The organism is Mucilaginibacter gossypiicola (genome assembly GCF_900110105.1).
In the GTDB taxonomy this organism is placed as follows: Bacteria; Bacteroidota; Bacteroidia; order Sphingobacteriales; family Sphingobacteriaceae; genus Mucilaginibacter; species Mucilaginibacter gossypiicola.
The window spans coordinates 113,088-127,608 of the sequence record NZ_FOCL01000013.1 but is presented as its reverse complement, the minus strand read 5'-3'; the positions used below and the strand labels follow the sequence as shown (position 1 = coordinate 127,608).

The following is a 14,521-nucleotide window of genomic DNA, read 5'->3' as shown; positions in this document are numbered from 1 at the left end:
CGTTGTAGGAACGATGGAAATACTTAACCTGATAGAAAAATATAATGATCTTGGCATAGCCGATGTGATAGATCACGACCGGTTTAACCTGATCTCTATCGACCATCACTCAACCCGGATAGAAGGATCGACATTGACAGAGGTAGAAGCCCAGGTATTGATCAACGAAGGCCGTACCCCTAACGGAAAACCATTAGAGGAAAGCCTGATGGTAACAGATCATCATGCAGCTCTTCTTTTTACAATTGCGAACGCCAAAGAAAAAAAAACATTATCTGTAACTCTGCTGCAAAACATCAACGCGTTAGTGATGAAAAACACGGGTAAGGCATACAATACCATGCTTGGCACCATAGATTCCAGTACCGGCGCATTTAGAAAAGGCAATGTCTCTACCGGGATCTCTTATTTTCCAAACTTTGATAAGGTAGAACGCTTAACGACTGAACTCGTAAAAAAACTGAACGAGTCTATTAACTCTCCTCTATCTGTTTCTGAGCAATTGAATCTCTCCTTTGATGCTCACTTTAATCTTGTCAGCATACATCCGTACTATGATGGCAATGGCCGGACGTCACGGTTATTAATGAATTATATCCAGGCTTATTTCAATCTTCCCTTAGCAATTGTACGAAGTGAAAATAAAGCAGCTTATATTCAAGCTTTAATTGACACCCGCGAACAAGAAAACATTAAAATATTCCGCGAGTTCATGGCCGGCGAATACGCTTTTTTACTCAACCAGGAAATTGGGAAATTTGAAGAAATGAAAAAACCATCAAAAGGAAGTGGTTTTACTTTCCTGTTTTAATTTTAGTTATAGCCGGTAATCAATCATCCCTGCGCAATAATCAGCTATTCAATTATCCTGCTACTTCAATAATTGATATATTAGCATGAATGAATAAGCTGATCACTTACCTTTTTGTACTATACTCCATTCAGCTTTGTTCCTGCCATACCGATACCTCTTCTAATCAGCATAAAACAGTTTTTAATATCAACCTGGAAGAAGGTCTTACTTCGCTTGATCCCGCTTTTTGCCGTAACCATTACACCATTTGGATGGATAACCAGCTTTACAATGGGCTAGTACAAATCAACGATAGCTTAAAAACCATCCCCTGCATAGCCAAAAGCTGGGAAACATCGGCAGATGGTTTGCTTTATACCTTTCACCTGCGCAATGATGTTTATTTTCATGACGACCCTCATTTTGCAAATGGTACAGGTCGCAGGGCAGTTGCATCTGATTTCGTTTACAGTTTCGGCCGGTTGATCGATCCTAAAGTAGCATCATCCGGCTCATGGATCTTCAGCGATAAGGTAAAGGACAAAAGCGCCTTCATGGCCCCTAATGACAGTACTTTTCAGGTCAGGTTAAAGCAGCCCTTCGCGCCATTTCTAAGTCTGCTTACGGCGCAATATTGCTCTGTAGTACCCAAAGAAGTGGTTGAGTTTTACGGCAAGGATTTCAGGAGTCATCCGATAGGCACCGGCCCCTTCAGGTTTAAATACTGGAAAGAGGGCGAAGTATTGGTGTTTTTAAAAAACGACCATTACTGGGAGAAAGATGAAAAAGGTAACCGCCTCCCCTACCTGGATGCTATTCGCTCTACCTTTATTGCCGACAAGCAAACCTCATTTCTGGAGTTTGTAAAAAAGAATATCGATTTTTTAAATGATATCGATGGCAGCTACCGCGATGATATCCTTACCAAGGCGGGCAAAATAACTCAAAAATATAAAGGAAAGTTCGTACTGAATACCGCACCATACCTAAACACCATTTACCTGGGCATGCTGGTGGATACCACTTTGCCCATCGTAAAAAAATCCCCTTTAAAACTATTAAAAATCAGGCAAGCCATCAATTACGCTATCGACCGCGAAAAGATGATCAAATACCTGCGCAACAGCATGGGCACACCGGGATACGAAGGTTTTGTGCCCGAAGGCATGCCCGGCTTTAACGGCACAGGCGTAAAAGGCTATACTTATGATCCTGAAAAAGCCCGCTGCCTGCTTCGTGATGCCGGCTACCCCAATGGCAAAAACATGCCCGAAATTACGTTGGCTACAACTATTGGTTACCGCAGTTTAATTGAGTATGTACAAGGCCAGCTGGAACGTATCGGCATAAAAACAAATGTGGAGATAACCCAGGGAGCAAGCTTACGTGAGCTGATCTCCAAAAACGGCATCAACTTTTTTTACGGCTCCTGGATTGCAGACTACCCTGATGCCGAAAACTACCTTTCGGTGTTTTACTCTAAAAACAAAATCCCCTTCGGCCCCAATTACACCGGCTTCAACAATAAAAAGTTTGATGAACTTTTTGAACAAACCTACCAGGTAAAAGATGATGAAAAACGATTTGCCATCTACCGCCAAATGGATAACCTGATGATGGAACAATCGCCGGTTGTGGTGTTATATTACGATAAACTGGTAAATCTATATCAAAACAACATCAGCGGTTACAGCCTCAACGGGCAAAACCTGTTGGTGCTTAAAAGGGTGGTGAAGAGTTCGTATTAGAGATTATAGGTTGGAGGTCAGAGATTAAGCCTGTATAACAAGTTCTGCTGCTTGTTATTACTCCCATTTGTGGTTTGATTCCAATATCCGGATAAAATATTAATCATAAAAAAATCCCGGAAGGGAAAACCAACCGGGATCTCTTTTATAAAGTTTTTGCAGGGTTATACACCTAACAACAACCTTGCAGGATCTTCAAGCAATTGTTTAACCCTTACCAGGAAGCTTACCGATTCGCGGCCGTCAATGATACGATGGTCATACGACAGGGCAAGGTACATCATCGGGCGGATAACAACCTGTCCGTTTACTGCAACAGGGCGCTCTATAATGTTGTGCATACCCAAAATGGCCGATTGAGGCGCATTAATGATCGGGGTTGATAACATCGAACCAAATACACCACCATTGGTAATGGTAAATGTACCGCCAGTCATTTCAGGGATAGTCAGCTTGTTTTCGCGGGCTTTACCGGCAAGTACTACGATAGCCTTTTCAATTTCGGCAAGGCTCATGCTATCAGCATTGCGGATAACCGGAACAACCAAACCTTTAGGAGCAGATACAGCGATAGAGATATCAGCAAAATTGCTGTAAACAATCTCTTCACCTTCAATACGAGCCCCAACAGCCGGCCAATCTTTCAAAGCCTCAGTAACAGCTTTGGTAAAGAACGACATAAAGCCTAAGCCAACGTTGTGTTTTTCTTTGAATTTATCTTTGTATTTAGCGCGCAATTCCATGATCGGCTGCATATCTACCTCGTTAAAGGTGGTAAGCATAGCCGTTTCATTTTTAACCGATACTAAACGCTTAGCAACGGTTTTGCGCAATGAGGTCATTTTTTCGCGTTTCTCGTCCCTGGCACCGTTTGCGGCAGCTGCTACCGGAGCGGCAGTCTGGGCAGCTGGAGCCGGCGCAACAGGTTTAGCTGCCGGAGCCTGAGCGCCAAGGGCATCACCTTTAGTGATACGGCCATCAACACCTGAACCTGATACTGATTTTGGATCAACGCCTTTTTCGGCTAATATTTTAGCAGCAGCGGGTGATGGTGTACCAGATGCATAAGTTTTAGCACTCTCGGCAGCTGCACCACCACGTGGCGACTCATCGGCAGCACTAACTACAGCCGGAGTTACCGGGGTAACAGCAGGCTGCGAAGCACCGGCACCTTCAATAGTGCAAACTACAGTACCAATAGCTAATACATCGCCTTCTTTAGCAATTGTTTTTAATGTACCTGCTTTTTCGGCAGTAAGTTCAAAAGTAGCTTTATCTGATTCCAGCTCGGCAATGGCTTCATCCATAGCAACAGCTTCACCATCTTTCTTGATCCAGCGTGATAAAGTAACCTCGGTAATAGATTCACCTACAGGCGGTACTTTAATTTCAACAGATGCTGATGCAGCGGCCGGGGCAGCAGCAACAGAGGCCGGAGCAGGAGCATTAGCTACAACTTCTGGCTGTGCAGCAGGAGCAGCAGCTTCAGCGCCGCCATCTTCAATATTGGCAACAACAGCGCCAATTGATAGTACATCGCCTTCACTGGCAACGATTTTTAAAGTACCGGCTTTTTCGGCAGTAAGCTCAAAAGTAGCCTTGTCTGACTCAAGTTCGGCAATAACCTCGTCCATTTCAACGTGGTCGCCGTCTTTCTTTTTCCAGCTCGAAAGGGTTACTTCAGTAATTGATTCGCCTACGGTAGGCACCTTAATCGCTAAGCTCATATTGTAGTATTGTAGATTTAATATTTTTTAATGGATGATAAATGGATATAAATTGACGGATCAATCGGCTCCGGCATCAGCCATTTTCTTTGTTGTTTTTTTAACCGATTCTTTAACCGCTTTACCTGCAGGAGCTTCAAATGCTTTTGAAACTATGTATAACTGTTGAGCAGCGTGCTGTTTAGCAAAACCGGTTGCAGTGCTACTGCCCTCAATCCTTGATATAACGCTCAGGTTAATCAATTTATCGTTATGGAACTTGCGGCAAATGTAAGGCCATGCACCCATGTTTTCAGGCTCTTCCTGAACCCAGATAAATTCCGCTTTTTCGTATTTAGCTTTAATCTTCAGGATTTGAGTAACCGGAGTAGGGTAAAGCTGTTCTACACGTACGATTGCAACATCCTTACGGTTATCAGCCTGTTGTTTATCAAGCAGGTCGTAATAAACTTTACCTGTACATAGCAATACGCGTTTTACCTTTTTAGGATCAACGTAAGTATCGTCTATTAACTCGTGGAACTTGCCGCTTGTAAAATCTTCAATTGGCGATACGCATTTAGGACTGCGCAGCAAGCTTTTTGGTGTAAAGATGATCAATGGCTTGCGGAAATCGCGGTGCATTTGCCTGCGTAAAATATGGAAGAAGTTGGCAGGGGTAGTACAGTTAGCAACCTGGATGTTGTCATCGGCGCAAAGCTCCATAAAACGCTCAACACGGGCAGACGAATGCTCCGGACCCTGGCCTTCATAACCGTGAGGCAATAACATTACCAAACCGTTACCACGCTGCCATTTAGTTTCGGCACTGGCTATGTACTGGTCAACAATGATCTGGGCACCATTAAAGAAGTCACCAAACTGGGCTTCCCAAATGGTTAAAGCGTTAGGATTTGCAAGGGCATAACCATATTCAAAACCTAAAACACCATACTCAGATAATAAAGAGTTATAGATGCTCAGTTTAGCTTCGGGATTAACAGCAGCAAGTGGTGTAAATTCATCTTCTGAGTCAACCAGTGTTAATACCGCATGACGATGGGAGAAAGTACCACGTTTTACGTCCTCACCGCTTAACCTTATCGGATAGCCTTCTTTTAACAAAGTACCGTAAGCAAGTAATTCGCCCATAGCCCAGTCAAACACTTTGGTTTTGTTCACCATGGCGCTGCGGTCTTCAAACAGTTTCTCAATTTTCTTGAAGAACTCTTTGTTTGGCGGCAAAACGGTGATCTTATTACCTATCTCTAATATGGTTTCTTCGGCTACTGAAGTATCAATAGGTTTTACCAGTTCTTTATGGCTCGCAAGGTGCAATCCGCTCCAGGCACCTTCAAACATGGCAATGGTATCGGTAAACCTTTCTTCAGATTTTACTTCGTCAAGCTTTTGCTGTAACTCATCTTTGAAGGTTTTTTCTATAGATTTCAAGAATTCAGCATCAATGCTTCCTTCATCAATCAGTTTCTGGTTGTAAATTTTAAGCGGGTTTGGATGTGCATCGATAGCTTTGTACAACAGCGGCTGGGTGAATTTAGGTTCGTCAGCCTCGTTGTGGCCATAGCGGCGGTAGCAAAGGATATCGATAAATACGTCCTCATTAAATACCTGCCTGTATTCCATAGCCAGGTTTACTACATAGGCCAAAGCTTCAACATCATCACCGTTTACGTGGAAAACCGGCGAAAGCACAGTTTTGGCAACGTCTGTACAATAAGTACTTGAACGGGCATCCTTATAGTTGGTGGTAAAACCTATCTGGTTGTTGATAACCAGGTGAATGGTGCCACCTGTGCGGTAACCATCCAGTTTTTCCATTTGTAAAACTTCATATACTATACCCTGGCCAGCAATTGAAGCATCGCCGTGGATCAGGATAGGAGCGATTTTTGAATGATCACCACCATATTTAAAGTCGATTTTTGAACGGGTGATACCTTCCACAACCGGGTCAACAGCCTCCAGGTGCGATGGGTTAGGGCAAAGGCTCAGGTGAACTTTTTTGCCGCTTTTGGTATGCACGTCGGTTGAAAAACCTAAGTGGTATTTCACGTCGCCGCCAAAAGGTGATTCAGAGTCATAATTTTTACCTTCAAACTCAGAGAATACCTCTTTATAGGTTTTCTCCATGATGTTGGTCAACACGTTCAAACGACCGCGGTGTGCCATACCGATGATGAACTCCTCGATACCCAGATCAGCACCTTTTTTTATTACCGAATCCATTGATGGAATCAGGGCTTCGGCACCTTCCAATGAGAAACGTTTTTGACCAAGGAATTTGGTACCTAAAAAGTTTTCGAAAGTTACTGCTTCGTTCAGTTTGTTAAGCATCTCCTTCTTTTCATCAATTGTAAAAGAAGGTGTATTGCGATGGCTTTCCATCCGCTCTTCAAACCATTTTATTTTAATGGGGTTACGGATATATTTATATTCGGTACCTATCGAACGGCAATAAGTATCCTCAAGCAACTGGCGGATATCGCGCAATTTGGCAGCGCCTAAACCAACTTCAACACCAGCGTTAAAAACGGTATCAAGGTCGGCTTCGCTCAACCCAAAAGTTTCAAGCTCCTTGCCTGGGTAATAATGGCGGCGTTCGCGAACTGGGTTTGTTTTTGCAAACAAGTGCCCGCGCGAGCGGTAACCATCTATCATGTTTAATACGTTGATCTCCTTTAAGAAATGTTCAGGAGTAGCTTCACCAACTGCAGCAGGCGCAATTGCTCCGGCAGCGTCGGTATCTTTACCAAAATCAAATCCTTCAAAGAATTTTTGCCATCCGTAATCAACCGATTCCGGTTCCTGTTTGTACTGTTCGTATAGGGAAGATATGTAGGCAGCGTTTCCGCTATTTATATAATTGAGACGATCCATGTGAAACTGATCTTTAAAACGGTACAAAAGTAATGATATACCGCTATATACTTCATAATTAATTGTAAAGAAATTTAACCATTATTAGGCTTATTTTACCCTTTGGGGTGAAAACTCAAATTATGGCATCTTGTTTTGAAACGGATATAAAATATTTTGGTACAGATAATATTTAAGCGCTAACCAAATCCCCGGCCTCATCAATGGATGACGGTTGCCAGGTATTCACAAAATCGGTTTTGGCTTCCAGCTCTTTGGGTAGCTTGGTGGCTATAGTGTATTTACTTTCTTTAGCATCATTAACTCCGGCAATAAAGGCCCAATTACCCCAGTTACTGGCAGGTGAATAGTCAATAAGCTTTTCTTCAAAATAAGCGGCACCCTGTGTCCAGTCGGCTTTAAGGGTGTTTACCAAATAGCCCGCTACGATTTGTCGGTTTTGATTGCTGATAAAGCCCGTAGCATTAAGCTCATGCATAGCAGCATCTATCAGGGGTACCCCGGTTTCGCCGTTTTTCCATTTTTGGAGCAACAGGTCGGCATCCGGAGCAAGGTCAGTGTTTTGAGCTTCATCTTTAGCCTTGATAAATTTTTGTCCGTGTTTTTTAAACATGAACCTGAAATAATCGCGCCAAAGCAATTCAAGTTTCAGCAAGTTGCCGTTGCTCCCATATTTTTGGATTTCCCAGTAAACCTGCCTTGGCGATATACATCCAATCGAAATCCATGGAGAAAGTTTTGATGAGCAGTCAGCACTATTACGTCCACTTTTTTGCTTGGTCACCTGGTCAATATTGGCAAAACACTTATGCAGTTGCACCAAAGCCGCGGTTTCGCCGCCCTGAAAATATTCGGTAGCACGCATATCATCAACAGGTTCATTTAAACCTAACTGCTGTAAAGTTGGCAATTCGCCGGCATCAGTAATTTCGGGAATAGTGATATGATCAGGTGTTGGCACGCATTGCCTGACATTACTGTCGCGTTCCACTTTCTTTTTAAAAATGGCGAAACTATCAGGAATATCTTTAATCGGGAAGGGAAGGTCCTCCTTGTGGTACATCGTATGCCCGATGAAATGCTTGAGGTTAAGCCTCATCTTCCAAAGTGCGGCTTCAACCTCTTCAGAAATATTGGTTTCTTCATAGGCTACCTCACGGTGATGATACACTTCATTTACATGGTACTCTTCGGCAAGCTGAGGGATCACCTCTGCCGGGTTACCTATTCTGATAATAAGTTCGGCACCAAAGCCCTGTAAATTTTTGCGGAGATCAGCTACAGCCTCTAACAGAAACCGCGCCCTGAAATTCCCGGTTTTTGAAGCCCCCGCTTCGGTATGCTGAAAATAATAAGGATCGAAACAATAAACCGGCAGTACTTTATCAGCCTTGCGTACAGCTTCTAACAATATTTCGTTATCATGAATACGCAAGTCATTTCTAAACCAAACCAGAATAGTTCTATCACTCATAGTTAAACAGGGGTTAACTGAATAATGCAGTATGCAAATTTGCAATTTATTTGCGTTTTATGCACATTTTACCACAACATTATGACATCATCCAAACATTTAATTATTTTATTAAACTAAGTAAAAAGCTTTTAGCCACCTAAAATAATTAAAACAGCGGAGGTATTGTTGTGTAAATATACGCAAATACAGGCAATTAAGTTGCATATCTTCTCCCCAGTGCCGGTCTCCCCTCAACTGTTAAGCGATAGAAAACCTTACTGATCTGCTTTGATTTTAGTCCTGATCACCGAATCTTTTTGGGCCGGGGTAAGTTTGTAATTATATTGGAATAACGCACCTTCAAAATCTCCGTATGAGGGATTGGGAATAACAATGTATCTGCTGCCAAATTCCTTTTGGAGCTTTTGGGTGGTTGCAACCCTGCTTTCCTCTGCCGGATGATTATCATATAACAAGTCAAAGTCGGGCAGGTTATCGCCGCAAAGCAGCAGGATGTTATGTGTTTTTAAAACGGTAAGCCTACGCGCCTCTTTGCTTGACGTTGTGGTTTTTAACAGCAAATGTTCATCATCAGCAAAAGGCAAACTATACAACTGCAGATTTCTCAATGTGCTTGCCCGCTCATTTTCGTTACGATTGGTAATGTAAAATATAGTGATACCTTTTGATGCCGCATATTTAAAAAAAGCAGGGGCTCCAGGTACGGTATCAGCAATGGCTTTATCTGTCCACTGTTTCCAAGTGGCATCGTTGTAATCTAAATTTTGTAAAGCACGGTGAGCGTCGTAAGGACTATTATCCAGAAGGGTTTCGTCGATGTCGGTAACAATGGCCAGCGGTTTATCGCCGGGGCTCTTGATTCCTTCATCAACCCTAAGCTTAGCTATGTTATAGGCCTGAAAGCATAGCGCTTTGTATTCGGCCGCCCGCTGCTGCCATAAGGAAGCCCAGATCTTACCATCATTGGCAATGCTGGTACTTGAAGTAGCAGTTTTTTTAACGGATGAACAAGCGCTGAATAATAACAGCCCTGATAGTAGATAGCTATAGCTTTTTTTCATAATGGTTGATTAAAAATGCTGTCGGTGTGGAGGGATTGTCATCCTGAGCTTGTCGAAGGACGCGCGCAGAGGCCCAACCCGCTATGCTTCGACTGGCTCAGCATGACACCCGTTTTTTATTATGTCATATAAAGCCTGTCGAAGCCCCCCTGCGGAGGGGCTTGTCCACCATGCTTAGACAAACTCAGCACGACAAGCCTCTTTACAACAGCTCCGGTTTTATTTTATCCTTAAACTCCCTGGCAAATTTATTGAGTTTTGGCTGGATAACAAACGCACAGTACGACTTGTTAGGATTATCGTTGAAATAGTTTTGATGATAATCTTCAGCACTGTAAAACTCACTTGCCGGGGTTATTTCGGTAACAATCGGATCGTCATAAACATGCTCGTTAGTAAGCGTTTTGATCATGGCTTCCGAAGCCTGCTTCTGCTCATCAGTATAATAAAATATTGCCGACCTGTATTGTGTGCCTACATCAGCACCCTGGCGGTTAAGGGTTGTTGGGTTATGTGTTTTAAAGAAAACCAGCAGCAGTTCATCAAACGAGATCACATCGGCATCATATTCCAAATGGATCACTTCGGCATGGCCGGTAGCACCAGTACAAACCTGCTCATAGGTTGGGTTTAAAACCTTACCCCCCATATAGCCCGAGGTTACTGATGTTACACCTTTAAGCGATTGAAAAACGGCTTCGGTGCACCAAAAGCAACCGTTGCCGAAAGTTATTTTTTGAATGTTCATATACCCCGTTTTATCAAAAGTGATGCCTGTTTAAACGGTTAGATATGAGGACGATTTGAATATGTCAATTAAATTACTAAACTTAGTGTTTAACCTTGTATTAAACCTATTAATTATGAAAATTGCAGTACTAATTGCCCGCATTTTGCTGGGGCTCATCTTCGTGGTATTTGGTTTAAATTTCTTTTTCCAGTTCCTGCACATGGCCCAACCGCCCATGACCGATAAAGCACAGGCTTTTAGCGGCGGATTGTTTGGCTCAGGCTATTTTTTTCAGTATATGAAAGTAATAGAAATAACAAGCGGTTTTTTCCTGCTCATTAATCGCTTTACTGCGCTATTTGTATTGGTGCTGTTGCCTATTTCGCTTAATATATTTCTTTTCCATGCCATTTTGGCGCCGGCGGGTATTCCCGTAGGGTCGGCCGTTATAGTTTTACAGGTGTTTTTGCTTTTTGCTTATCGTAAGTATTATGCAAGCATTTTTACGGCAACGCCGGTAGCTTCGTGATAAATAAAACATGTAATTGCGGGGAATGAAGCAATCGCAAGGTAGCATAGCCACCCTGTATAGCATGCGATTGCCACGTCACGCCTGGGCTCATTCCTGTTTCGTTACCCGCAACGACATGTTTTCAGTTATATTTGTTTTAGTACCTCAAACCGTCTCTGCCTCAAAAATCTCCTAGATCATTGCTACCTGGAATGAATTCCTTACCTGTAGATCAAACTGTATGTTGCGGCGATTTATAAAAATAAAAGGCTGCTATTGCTCCCAACATAATTACTATGTATGAAACCTGGATTACCATTTGATTTGAAGATTGAAATGCTTCCGGAACTATGGCGTCGTACATACCCTTTTCAAGTTTAAACCCCACGTACCATTGACTGAAATTCCAGGCTGTATGTATCCCCAGAGGCAGTGCTATTCCCCCGGATCGAAGGGCGGCAATTCCAAATAATATAGCACCTATTGCGGCGCCCAAAATTGCCTGTCCCCAGGTATACCCCCCGGCCAAATGTTCTAAAGCAAAAAATACGGCGATAATAGCCTGCGCTTTCCAGTTACCAATGGAATAGGCAAGACTGCGCAGCGGATAACCTCTAAATGCAAGTTCTTCACGAAGGGCTGTCAATAAATACAAAAGAAGCATTGCTATTGTGGTGGTAAATGACGTACCGTTAAACCGGTTTAATGATATATGGCTAAAAAAAACAACCGTAGTTATATGCAGTCCAGAAATCAGCAATCCTATTATCAATCCCAGCACAACTTTAAAAAATGATCTCTTAAAAGGAATTACACCTATATTACTAAGCGACAACTTTTCCCACTTTGAAAAAGGTATTGTTATTAAAAAGACCAGAACAGATGCAATGCCTGCCATCAAAATATCCTCCAAAGGCTTCGAAATCCCTTTAAAAAGTATAGAGCAGATAATCAGAACAGCTGCACAAAAAACACAGAATAGTATCACCATTAACAATGTATACACCCAGTTTTTTTGATATTGTGCTCTACGTTTCATGGCCAGTAGATTATTGATTTATTATACTTTGAATTCCTATCTTGATGATATAGATACTGCATCTGGCATCAGGGCCCCAGGCAATTTTATCAGATATTGTTAGATACCGAACCGCAAACCATTTTTTACTTATATTAGTTTCCGGCCAAAATCAATTGTTACAAAAAATTTCCGTTTAATTTGAGTCCTTTGTTAACCTTTTGCTGGCGCGCGCGTAATGTGTGTGTTCCGTATGCTTAATAACACACAATACCTTTTTACAGCCATACGGTAGCATAACCACCCTGTATAACATGCGATTGCCGCGTCGCGCCTAAGACTCATTCCCGTTCTGCTCCTCGCAATGACATGATTTATGATGTCCGAGCCTCTAAATATGTCGATTGTTCATCTACACCATCTCCCGCTCAAAAATTTCCTGTACCATGGCTATCTGCTCTGCATAAATTGATTTTTTGCGGGTGCCAAAGTACAATGTGTTCTCGATTAAATTATATCCTTCCCAAAGCAATTTGATATTACCGCTATCCCTCTCCTTTCGCGAAAGAAAATCAGGGATCACTGCAATTCCCTTGCCGTCGCTCAGGCAACGCAGAATAGAGCCCATGTTGGGCACAATGAAATTGGGTTTAAAATCGGGCCTCTTACCAAAGTTGATATGCCAGAAACGCCGAAGGTGCTCCATATCACCAGATGAGCCGTACCAGATTTGGGCCTTAAGCCAGGTTTGAATCTGGTTAAGGTCCTTAGTTTTCAATAGTTCATTAAATTCATCGGTGGGTGTTTGCGCCCCGGCCAGCACCACTATCCGCTCTTAAAAAACGGTTTATACTCCAACCCTTTATAGTCGCCCTTATGGGGTGTTACAATCATATCAAGGATACCGCCATCCAAATCGGCCAGCATTTCGGGGTATTCGCCAAATTTGATGATCACGTTAAAGGGCAGCGTCGGCAGATACGATTCGAGCGTGAACTGAAAAGTCTCAAAGCACATGCCTATACTTATAGTAGGCACATCCTTTTCGGTGCTTTTATGAAAATGCCGCTCAGCTTCTTCCAGCTTACTAATAGACTCCTGGATATAATTGTACAGGATCTTGCCCCGCTCGGTAGATACCATTTTCCGCGAAGTACGATCAAATAGTTTGTAGCCTACATAACTCTCCAGCGAGCTTAAATGCAGGCTCACTCCCGGCTGGGAAATAAACAAGGCCTCGGCCGCACCGGTTAGCGAACCAGTTTCATATATCGCCTTAAACGTGCGGAACCATTCAAAATTAACCATAGCTTATCTATTATAATTATAATACAAAAGTATAAATTATACTATTTTAATAGTAGATAATCCAACCGTAATTTTGACAAAAATTAAAACACGAAAATAAATGAAGAACATATTTGTAATAAACGGTGGACAGATCTTCGGTCACTCCGGCGGAAAATTCAATAAAACACTATTAGATACTACAGTACAATATTTCATTGAACATCCTGACTTTGAAGTGCGTTCAACCGACGTGAATAACGCTTATGACCCTATGCAGGAAGCGGAAAACTATAAATGGGCCGACATAATCATTTACCACACTCCTGTTTGGTGGTTCCAGGTGCCGCATGCCTTAAAAAAATACATCGATGAAGTTTTCACAGCCGGCTATCAAAACGGCATTTATCGCAGCGACGGCCGTACCGCCGAAAACCCCGGTATTAATTATGGTACCGGCGGACTGATGCATGGCAAAAAATACCTGCTTACCACCTCATGGAATGCACCGGTTACAGCTTTTACCCTACCCGGCGAGTTTTTTAATGAGCACAGTGTTGACGAAGGTCCGATGTTCGGCTTTCACCGCATGAATGCTTTTACAGGCATGCAACCCTTAGAAAGTATTCACTTTTATGATGTGATGAAAAACGCTAATATTGAGGAGAACCTGCAACGCTACCAGGAACATTTAAACAAACTATTTACACAAAACAACCCAAGCCATGAAAATTTACTTAACAGCCTTAGTGAAGTGTAAGGCTGGCACCACTGCCCAAATGAAAGATTTTTTGGATAAGCTGGTTGCTGCGTCCCGCCAGGAAGAAGCATGTTTACAATACGAGCTGTATCAATCAACCACAGACGAAACCCAGTTTATTTTCCACGAAACCTGGGCCAGTCAGGAAGGGCTTGATCAGCATGTTAAGCAGGAGCATTTTCAGTTGTTCAGCCAGCAGATAGCTGACATTATTGATGGTCCGCTGGGCATATATAAAACAGATAGGGTTCATTAAAAACACCTGTTAAAAAAAGCGGCCCCCGGTTTTCACCGGGGGCCGCTTTTTTTATTTGCTGCAGGTTTTATTGCAATTGCCCGAGGCTTTGCATGATTTGCTGCAGTTATCTAAACACGTTGGCTTGGTACATGACTTTGCACATTTGGTGCAATGGTTCATTTTGTTGTTGCAGCAAGGTGTGTTAGCAAACGAAATATTACATATAGTAAACAGCATCACAGTGGTGATGAAAAGAAATTTTTTCATGATTTTTAAATTGATTGTTTAATAAAA

Annotated in this window: 13 protein-coding genes; 5 read left to right on the top strand and 8 right to left on the bottom strand. The window is 42.5% G+C overall.

The features are described 5' to 3' along the window. The first annotated feature begins 13 nt into the window (after window positions 1–13). A complete protein-coding gene (locus BMX50_RS28960) occupies window positions 14–811 on the top strand; it encodes a Fic family protein (RefSeq protein WP_091219199.1) in 798 nt (265 codons plus the stop codon). A gap of 89 nt (window positions 812–900) precedes the next feature. Continuing rightward, window positions 901–2,541, top strand: a complete 1,641-nt coding sequence (locus BMX50_RS28955; protein ID WP_091219195.1) for an ABC transporter substrate-binding protein — start codon at window positions 901–903, stop codon at window positions 2,539–2,541. A 164-nt stretch (window positions 2,542–2,705) separates the two neighbouring features. Here BMX50_RS28955 and odhB read toward each other — a convergent pair whose 3' ends face one another. From odhB to msrA, 5 genes are all read right to left on the bottom strand, one after another. Continuing rightward, on the bottom strand, window positions 2,706–4,268 hold the full coding sequence (gene odhB / locus BMX50_RS28950) for a 2-oxoglutarate dehydrogenase complex dihydrolipoyllysine-residue succinyltransferase (protein ID WP_091219190.1): 1,563 nt from the start codon (window positions 4,266–4,268) through the stop codon (window positions 2,706–2,708). A 60-nt stretch (window positions 4,269–4,328) separates the two neighbouring features. Further along, a complete protein-coding gene (locus tag BMX50_RS28945) occupies window positions 4,329–7,145 on the bottom strand; it encodes a 2-oxoglutarate dehydrogenase E1 component (protein ID WP_091219184.1) in 2,817 nt (938 codons plus the stop codon). 172 nt (window positions 7,146–7,317) lie between these two features. Further along, window positions 7,318–8,619, bottom strand: coding sequence for a DASH family cryptochrome (locus BMX50_RS28940; RefSeq protein WP_091219181.1), 1,302 nt, complete (start codon window positions 8,617–8,619; stop codon window positions 7,318–7,320). Window positions 8,620–8,876: 257 nt separating this feature from the next. Further along, the gene (locus BMX50_RS28935) at window positions 8,877–9,683 is read right to left on the bottom strand and encodes a 5'-nucleotidase, lipoprotein e(P4) family (RefSeq protein WP_091219177.1); all 807 of its coding nucleotides are present in this window, start codon (window positions 9,681–9,683) and stop codon (window positions 8,877–8,879) included. Between the two features lie 202 nt (window positions 9,684–9,885). Further along, complete coding sequence (msrA, locus tag BMX50_RS28930; RefSeq protein ID WP_091219174.1) at window positions 9,886–10,431, bottom strand: peptide-methionine (S)-S-oxide reductase MsrA; 546 nt, start codon at window positions 10,429–10,431, stop codon at window positions 9,886–9,888. A 115-nt stretch (window positions 10,432–10,546) separates the two neighbouring features. On the opposite strand from msrA, the gene BMX50_RS28925 reads away from it, so the two are divergent. Continuing rightward, on the top strand, window positions 10,547–10,942 hold the full coding sequence (locus tag BMX50_RS28925; protein ID WP_167668135.1) for a DoxX family membrane protein: 396 nt from the start codon (window positions 10,547–10,549) through the stop codon (window positions 10,940–10,942). Between the two features lie 214 nt (window positions 10,943–11,156). On the opposite strand, the gene BMX50_RS28920 is transcribed toward BMX50_RS28925, so the two are convergent. The 3 genes from BMX50_RS28920 to BMX50_RS34970 form a co-directional block, all read right to left on the bottom strand. After that, the gene (locus tag BMX50_RS28920; RefSeq protein ID WP_167668134.1) at window positions 11,157–11,930 is read right to left on the bottom strand and encodes a CPBP family intramembrane glutamic endopeptidase; all 774 of its coding nucleotides are present in this window, start codon (window positions 11,928–11,930) and stop codon (window positions 11,157–11,159) included. 424 nt (window positions 11,931–12,354) lie between these two features. Further along, a complete protein-coding gene (locus BMX50_RS34975; protein WP_244281137.1) occupies window positions 12,355–12,720 on the bottom strand; it encodes a hypothetical protein in 366 nt (121 codons plus the stop codon). A 47-nt stretch (window positions 12,721–12,767) separates the two neighbouring features. After that, the gene (locus BMX50_RS34970; protein WP_244281136.1) at window positions 12,768–13,250 is read right to left on the bottom strand and encodes a LysR family transcriptional regulator; all 483 of its coding nucleotides are present in this window, start codon (window positions 13,248–13,250) and stop codon (window positions 12,768–12,770) included. Window positions 13,251–13,350: 100 nt separating this feature from the next. Here BMX50_RS34970 and BMX50_RS28910 point away from each other — a divergent pair, with 100 nt between their 5' ends. Together BMX50_RS28910 and BMX50_RS28905 are read left to right on the top strand one after the other, a co-directional pair. Beyond that, window positions 13,351–13,989, top strand: coding sequence for an NAD(P)H-dependent oxidoreductase (locus BMX50_RS28910; protein ID WP_091219163.1), 639 nt, complete (start codon window positions 13,351–13,353; stop codon window positions 13,987–13,989). Then, entirely contained in the window at window positions 13,955–14,245 is a 291-nt protein-coding gene (locus BMX50_RS28905) for a putative quinol monooxygenase (RefSeq protein ID WP_091219160.1), read from the top strand. The genes BMX50_RS28910 and BMX50_RS28905 overlap by 35 nt, the downstream gene beginning before the upstream one ends. The last annotated feature ends 276 nt before the right edge of the window (window positions 14,246–14,521 follow it).

Excerpts from the sequence above, each read along its gene's own strand:
- BMX50_RS28960 (WP_091219199.1), top strand. The coding sequence starts at position 14 with ATGGAAATACTTAACCTGATAGAAAAATATAATGATCTTGGCATAGCC.
- BMX50_RS28955 (WP_091219195.1), top strand. The coding sequence starts at position 901 with ATGAATAAGCTGATCACTTACCTTTTTGTACTATACTCCATTCAGCTT.
- odhB (WP_091219190.1), bottom strand. The coding sequence starts at position 4,268 with ATGAGCTTAGCGATTAAGGTGCCTACCGTAGGCGAATCAATTACTGAA.
- BMX50_RS28945 (WP_091219184.1), bottom strand. The coding sequence starts at position 7,145 with ATGGATCGTCTCAATTATATAAATAGCGGAAACGCTGCCTACATATCT.
- BMX50_RS28940 (WP_091219181.1), bottom strand. The coding sequence starts at position 8,619 with ATGAGTGATAGAACTATTCTGGTTTGGTTTAGAAATGACTTGCGTATT.
- BMX50_RS28935 (WP_091219177.1), bottom strand. The coding sequence starts at position 9,683 with ATGAAAAAAAGCTATAGCTATCTACTATCAGGGCTGTTATTATTCAGC.
- msrA (WP_091219174.1), bottom strand. The coding sequence starts at position 10,431 with ATGAACATTCAAAAAATAACTTTCGGCAACGGTTGCTTTTGGTGCACC.
- BMX50_RS28925 (WP_167668135.1), top strand. The coding sequence starts at position 10,547 with ATGAAAATTGCAGTACTAATTGCCCGCATTTTGCTGGGGCTCATCTTC.
- BMX50_RS34970 (WP_244281136.1), bottom strand. The coding sequence starts at position 13,250 with ATGGTTAATTTTGAATGGTTCCGCACGTTTAAGGCGATATATGAAACT.
- BMX50_RS28910 (WP_091219163.1), top strand. The coding sequence starts at position 13,351 with ATGAAGAACATATTTGTAATAAACGGTGGACAGATCTTCGGTCACTCC.
- BMX50_RS28905 (WP_091219160.1), top strand. The coding sequence starts at position 13,955 with ATGAAAATTTACTTAACAGCCTTAGTGAAGTGTAAGGCTGGCACCACT.